The organism is Albidovulum sp., from assembly GCF_041919395.1.
Taxonomy (GTDB): Bacteria; Pseudomonadota; Alphaproteobacteria; order Rhodobacterales; family Rhodobacteraceae; genus Albidovulum.
Genome location: NZ_JAYRTX010000140.1, coordinates 1 through 5,874, shown reverse-complemented (window position 1 = coordinate 5,874; position 5,874 = coordinate 1). Strand labels below are relative to the sequence as shown.

Sequence of the window (5,874 nt, the reverse complement as noted above, 5' to 3'; positions counted from 1 at the left end):
CTCGAGCGTGCGCGCCGCCATCGGCCCGGTCAGCGCCACCTTCGGTGCGAAGATCACGCTGAGCGAGATCGACCCGGACCGCGGCTACACGATTTCCGGCGAGGGAAAGGGCGGTGCGGCCGGTTTCGCCCGGGGCAAGGCGCGGGTCGATCTGGAGGACGAGAAGGGCGGCACGCGGCTGCGCTACAGCGCCGACGTCAACATCGGCGGCAAGCTCGCGCAAGTTGGGTCGCGGCTGATCCAGGGGACAGCGAAGAAGCTTTCTGAGGAGTTCTTCGGCGCGCTGAGCGAACAGCTCGGCAGCAGTCCTGCCGAGGCCGACGCTGCGGGGGCCGCGGCCCAGCGGGCAGGTGCGGCGGGCAGGCGGTTGCTGTGGGGCGGGCTGATCGTAGTTCTGCTGATCGCTGTCGCCTGGGGGATCGTCGGCTGAGCGGCGCGAGAAGCGCGCCAGCAAATAAAAAGGGTGTTGGCGCAGCGCGGTTCCGTCTCGGTCGCGGGCGCATCGGGGGAAAAACCTCCGAAGGTCTTAACGACCCGGTAGCGAGATGAACAAGAGGGAGGAACGAGAGATGCTTGGCACTATTACGCGACGCGCTCTGATGGGGGCTTTTGCGCTGGCGGCGACGGTTGCTCTTTCGCCGGCGGGTGCGCTCGGCCAGGACAAGCCCAGGATCAAGATCGGGTTCATCGGCCCGGTCAGCGGCGGCAACGCCCAGCAGGGCCTCGGGGCGCAGAACGGCTTCCTGCTCGCGATCGAGCAGGCCAATGCCGGCGACTACCCCTATGCGGTGGAAGGCGTTGCGCTCGATGACGCCTCCGACCCGCAGACCGGCGTCGGCGCGGCGATGAAGCTCGTCAACGACGCCGAGGTGGTGGCGGCGATCGGCCACTGGAACAGCCCGGTGGCGCTGGCGACGATCCCGGTCTTCAACCGGTTCCAGATGCCGTTCATCGTCTGGGGCGCGATCAGCCCGAAGATCACCGACCAGAACCTGCCGGAGGTGACGCGGGTGACGCCGACGCTGCTGGCCGAGAACCTGCCCCTGGCGCAATGGGCGGCGAGCGATCTCGGGGTGAAGTCGGTCGCCATCGTCGCGGACACCAGCGACTACGGCACCGGCAACGCGGATGCGTTCCAGGCCTTCTTCACCGAGGCCGGCGGCCAGATCGTCTCGACCGACCTGCTTCCCGTGGGCACCACGGATTTCCGCGCGGTGCTGACCAAGATCAAGGATGCGGGCGCCGACGGGATCTATTTCGGCGGCGTCATCACCGAGGCGGGGATCCTGCGCAAGCAGCAGGTGGAACTGGGGCTCGACATCCCGATGATCGGCATCTCGGGCTTCTACGACCCGGAGTTCATCGCGCTGGCGGGCGATGCGGCCGAGGGCACGATGGTTAGCTATCCGGCGGCGCAGTCCAATCCGAAGCTCGACCAGATGCACGCCGACTACGCCGCGCGGGCCTTTGCCGAACCCGAGAGCCCCTACACCAAGTACGCCTATGACGCGACGGGCATCCTTCTTGCCGCGATCAGGGAGACGGGCATCGAGGACAAGGCGGCGCTGGCCCAGGCGATCCGCGGCATCTCCTACGACGGCGTGCTCGGCACCACGACCTTCGACCAGAACGGGCAGACGCAGATTCCGGTCGAGGTCGAGATCAAGGTGGTCAAGGGCGGCGAGTGGGTGACGCTCGGCAAGTGAGCGGCCGCGCGTCGGGTCAGAACGGTGCCAGGCGCATCCCGCCGCTTGCTGCGGGGTGCGCCGCGGTCCCGGCGATGACCCGGCGCCATCGCAACTTGCGGTCACGGAGGATCGGATGGACGCATTCGTCATGCAGAACCTGTTGAACTGGCTGGTGCTGGGCAGCATCTACGCGCTGGTGGCGCTCGGCTTCAGCCTGCTCTTCGGTGTGCTGAACGTGATCCACTTCTCGCACGGCGACGTGTCGATCGTGGCGCCCTTCGTGGTACTGGCCGTTGTCCAGGCGCTGCTGGCCTCGGTGTTCCCGGCAGCGACCCTCGGCGCCCTTGCCCTTGCCTGCGTGCTGGCGATCGTGGCGGTGGGGCTGATCGGCGTCCTCGCCGACTGGCTGGTGATCCGGCGGTTCCGCAACGCGCCGGCGATGATGGCGCTGGTCGCGACCGTGGCCCTCGGCACCGTGGTGCGCGAAGTCATCCGCATGGTCTATCCCCAAGGCAGCAACCCCAAGCCGTTTCCCCGACTGATCGAAAGCCGGGTTCAGCTCGGCGATCTGCCGGTGCCGGTGTTCAGTCTCTTCGTCATCGCCGTCTCGGTCCTGATGATGACGGTGCTCTTCGCGGTCATGCGCTACACACCGCTCGGCATGCGGATCCGCGCCGTCGCCGAGGACCGCGCCACCGCACGGCTGATGGGCATCCGGCCGGGGCACATCTTCGCCGCGACCTTCTTCATCGCCTCGGCGGTGGGGGCGATCGGCGGCCTCTTCTTTGCCAGCTATGCCGGCGTGGTCCGCTTCGACTTCGGCATCCAGCTTGGCCTCATCGGCTTCTCGGCGGCCGTCATCGGCGGCCTCGGCAGCATGCAGGGCGCGATCCTCGGCAGCCTGCTGATCGCCGGGATCGACACGCTCGTGCAGGCGACGATGGCCGAGGGAGCGTCCTACCGGCTGGTCTTCGCCTTCCTGCTGGTGATCGTCGTGCTGGTTCTGAAGCCCTCGGGCATCCTCGGCCGGCCCATCATGGAGAAGGTCTGACATGATGGCCGAACCGCCCAGAATAGCCCTTTCGGCGCGTCACACGTCCGCCGCCGACGTCGCGGTCGTCGCCGCGGCCGAGCTTGGCGGCGCGCTTCTCCTCGGTCTGTTCCTGCTGGCCGACGATTCCCGTTTCATCGTGGCGCTGCTCGTCCTTCTTGGCGCCGGGTTCGCGGCCCTCCAGATCCGGCCCGCCATCGAGGAACGCATCGTCGCAGCGTTCCGCAACGCGCGCTTCACGGCGCTGGGACTGGGTTCGGCGATCGTGCTCGCCTATCCCTTCGCCATGCAGGGGTCGAGCTACGCGCTGCACCTGCTAGTCGTCGCGCAGCTCTACGCGGTGCTGGCCCTGGCGCTGAACTTCCAGCTCGGCAGCGCCAATATCCCGAACTTCGCGACCGGCGCCTCCTACGGCATCGGCGCCTATACCTCGGCGCTCCTGGCGATCGACTTCGGCGTCTCGTTCTGGCTGACCCTGCCCATCGCCGCGGTGGTGGCGACGGCCTTCGGCTTCCTGCTGGGGTTCCCCTCGATGCGCACGCGCGAGACCTATCTGGCGCTGGTGACCATCGCCTTCGGCATCGTCGTCCATCAGCTTCTGAACAACTTCGACTGGACGGGCGGGCCGAACGGCCTTGTCGGTATCCCGGCGCCGACGATCCTGGGGCATTCCTTCGCCGCGCCGATCGAGCTCTTCGGGGCGCGCCTGCCGAGCCAGGCCAATTTCTACTACCTCGCGGCGGCGCTGGTGGCGCTGGCCATCGTCAGCGCGCGAAGGCTGCATGACAGCCGCGTCGGGCTGGCCTGGAACGCGCTCAGGGCCGACGAACTGGCCGCGCGCTGCCAGGGGATCAACGTCGTCTGGTACAAGATGCTCGCCTTCGCGGTCGATGCCTTCCTCGCGGCCTTCGCCGGATCGGTCTACGCCGCCTATGTCAGCTACATCTCGCCGGACAACTTCACCTTCCTCGTCTCGGTGACGATCATGACCATGGTGATCGTCGGCGGCATGGACAACACGCTCGGCGTGATCCTCGGGGCGTTCCTCTTGACGCTCCTGCCCGAGAAGCTGCGCATCTTCGCCGACTACCGGCTCCTGTTCGTCAGCGTCGTCGTCATCCTGTTCCTGATCCTGCGCCCGCAGGGCCTGTTCCCGCAGCGCCCGCGCAGCTACGGGGGGCGGTGATGGCCGTGCCGCTGCTCGAGACCCGCAACCTGTCGATCCGGTTCGGCGGCCTCGTCGCCGTCTCACGCGTCGATCTCAGCCTCGCGGCGGGAGAGACGCTCTGCATCATCGGCCCCAACGGCGCCGGCAAGTCGACGCTGTTCAACCTGATCTCGGGCATCTACCGGCAGAGTTCCGGCACGGTGCGCCTCGACGGCCGCGACATCACGGGGTGGCCCGCCCACCGGATTGCCGCGGCGGGGATCGCGCGCACCTTCCAGTCGAGCCGGCTCTTCGGCGACCTCACGCTCGTCGACAACGTCGTCATCGGCATGCACTGCCGCACCCGCACGGGCGTCATCGACGCGCTCCTGCGGCCGCGCCGCGCCCGGGCCGAGTTCGAGGCCGCCGCCGAGCGCGCGGGCGAGCTCCTGCGGCTGGTCTCGCCGGGCCTCTACGAACGCCGCCACACGCTCGCCGGCACCTTGCCGCAGGCCGACCGCCGGCGGCTGGAGATCGCCCGGGCGCTGGCCTCGGACCCGAAGATCATCATGCTCGACGAGCCCTCCTCGGGGATGGACGACCGCGACACCGACGCCCTGATCGAGGATATCCGCCTGACCATGGCCGAACGGCCCGGCCTGGCCTACATCATCATCGAGCATGACATGCGGCTGGTGGCGGCCCTGCCCGAGCGGGTGGTGGTGATCGACTATGGCGAGAAGATCGCCGAGGGCCACTTCAGCGAGGTGCGGCTCATGCCGCGGGTCCAGGAGGCCTACCTTGGACAGAAGGCAGCCCATGCTTGAGTTTTCGGCCATCTCGACGAGCTACGGGACCGTTCCGATGCTGCGCGACGTATCGCTGACGGTGGCGAAGGGGGAACTCGTATGCCTGCTTGGCCCGAACGGCGCGGGAAAGAGCACGACCTTCAACACGATCTGTGGCCTGGTCGCGCCCGACCGGGGGCGGGTGCGGATCATGGGCCAGGACGTCGCGGCGACCGGGACCGAGCGGCTGGGCGCGCTCGGCGTGGGCTTCGTGCCCGAGGGCCGCCGGCTCTTTCCCTCGCTTACCGTGCGGCAGAACCTGCGCCTCGGCTACGACGCCTCGCGCTGCACCGAGCCTTTCGAGGAGCGGCTCGCCGCGGTGGGCAGACTCTTCCCGCGCATCGGCGAACGGCTGGGCCAGGGCGCGGGCACGCTCTCGGGCGGGGAACAGGCGATGGTGGCGCTCGCCCGCGCACTGATCGGCGATCCCGCCTTCATCGTCATGGACGAACCCTCGCTCGGCCTGTCGCCGAAGCTCATCGACGAGTATTTCGCCACCGTCGCGGCAATCCACCGCCAAGGCACCACCGTGCTGCTGATCGAGCAGAACGCCGAGACCGCGCTGTCGCTTGCCGACCGCGGCTATCTGCTGATCCGCGGCCGCATCGCCGCCAGCGGCACCAGCGCAGAACTGCTCCGCGACGACACCGTGCGGAAGCTCTACCTCTGACCGCAACATGATGTGATGCCACCAGCCAAAGGACGCATCCCCATGGCCGCACTGCCCGCCACGGACCCCGCATGCGCGAGATGCCACCAAGCTTCGAGCCTGACCGCATCCACCAACGCGAATCCCGGTAGGCGCACGTTCCATCCAAGGCCGATTCTGTTCCAAAAATCGGATGACGGATGACCACCCAAACCTTCGACAGACGTACTGGGGTCTGATGCCGGAGGGGGCAGAATAGTGCGCTAAGGGCTGATTTTGGGTCCTGCAAGCTGTAGGGTTCTGTAGATCGTCGGCCGTGAGACCGAGAAGAGTTCGGCGAGATCGCTGAGGCGTTGTTGCAGACCTCATGCCTGAGGCGTGACGTCCCCTTTCCCCGTCAGCGTCATGCCACGCGGACGATCTCGGCGGTGCCGAGGGCTGAGAAGCGGTTCATCAAGGCGACGCGGATCTGGATTTCGGCGGTCTGGCGG

6 protein-coding genes are annotated in these 5,874 nt (G+C 67.9%); all 6 read left to right on the top strand.

The genetic code is table 11. From position 1 onward, the window contains the following. A partial coding sequence (locus tag ACMUOO_RS16245) for a CoxG family protein (protein WP_413855728.1) occupies positions 1-430 on the top strand: 430 nt, incomplete at its 5' end. Positions 431-569: 139 nt separating this feature from the next. Further along, a complete protein-coding gene (locus ACMUOO_RS16240; protein ID WP_413855727.1) occupies positions 570-1,706 on the top strand; it encodes a branched-chain amino acid ABC transporter substrate-binding protein in 1,137 nt (378 codons plus the stop codon). A gap of 115 nt (positions 1,707-1,821) precedes the next feature. After that, positions 1,822-2,739: a branched-chain amino acid ABC transporter permease gene (locus ACMUOO_RS16235; RefSeq protein ID WP_413855726.1), complete on the top strand. Its 918-nt coding sequence runs from the start codon at positions 1,822-1,824 to the stop codon at positions 2,737-2,739. A 1-nt stretch (position 2,740) separates the two neighbouring features. Then, positions 2,741-3,925 (top strand): branched-chain amino acid ABC transporter permease, encoded by a 1,185-nt coding sequence (locus ACMUOO_RS16230; RefSeq protein ID WP_413855725.1) that lies wholly within the window; start codon positions 2,741-2,743, stop codon positions 3,923-3,925. After that, positions 3,925-4,713 carry an ABC transporter ATP-binding protein gene (locus ACMUOO_RS16225; protein WP_413855724.1) on the top strand — a complete coding sequence of 263 codons (789 nt, stop codon included), beginning with the start codon at positions 3,925-3,927 and terminating at the stop codon, positions 4,711-4,713. The genes ACMUOO_RS16230 and ACMUOO_RS16225 overlap by 1 nt, the downstream gene beginning before the upstream one ends. Beyond that, positions 4,706-5,404, top strand: a complete 699-nt coding sequence (locus tag ACMUOO_RS16220; RefSeq protein ID WP_413855723.1) for an ABC transporter ATP-binding protein — start codon at positions 4,706-4,708, stop codon at positions 5,402-5,404. The genes ACMUOO_RS16225 and ACMUOO_RS16220 overlap by 8 nt, the downstream gene beginning before the upstream one ends. Positions 5,405-5,874 lie beyond the last annotated feature (470 nt).

Coding starts and splice junctions, on each gene's coding strand:
- ACMUOO_RS16240 (WP_413855727.1), top strand. CDS start 570: ATGCTTGGCACTATTACGCGACGCGCTCTGATGGGGGCTTTTGCGCTG.
- ACMUOO_RS16235 (WP_413855726.1), top strand. CDS start 1,822: ATGGACGCATTCGTCATGCAGAACCTGTTGAACTGGCTGGTGCTGGGC.
- ACMUOO_RS16230 (WP_413855725.1), top strand. CDS start 2,741: ATGATGGCCGAACCGCCCAGAATAGCCCTTTCGGCGCGTCACACGTCC.
- ACMUOO_RS16225 (WP_413855724.1), top strand. CDS start 3,925: ATGGCCGTGCCGCTGCTCGAGACCCGCAACCTGTCGATCCGGTTCGGC.
- ACMUOO_RS16220 (WP_413855723.1), top strand. CDS start 4,706: ATGCTTGAGTTTTCGGCCATCTCGACGAGCTACGGGACCGTTCCGATG.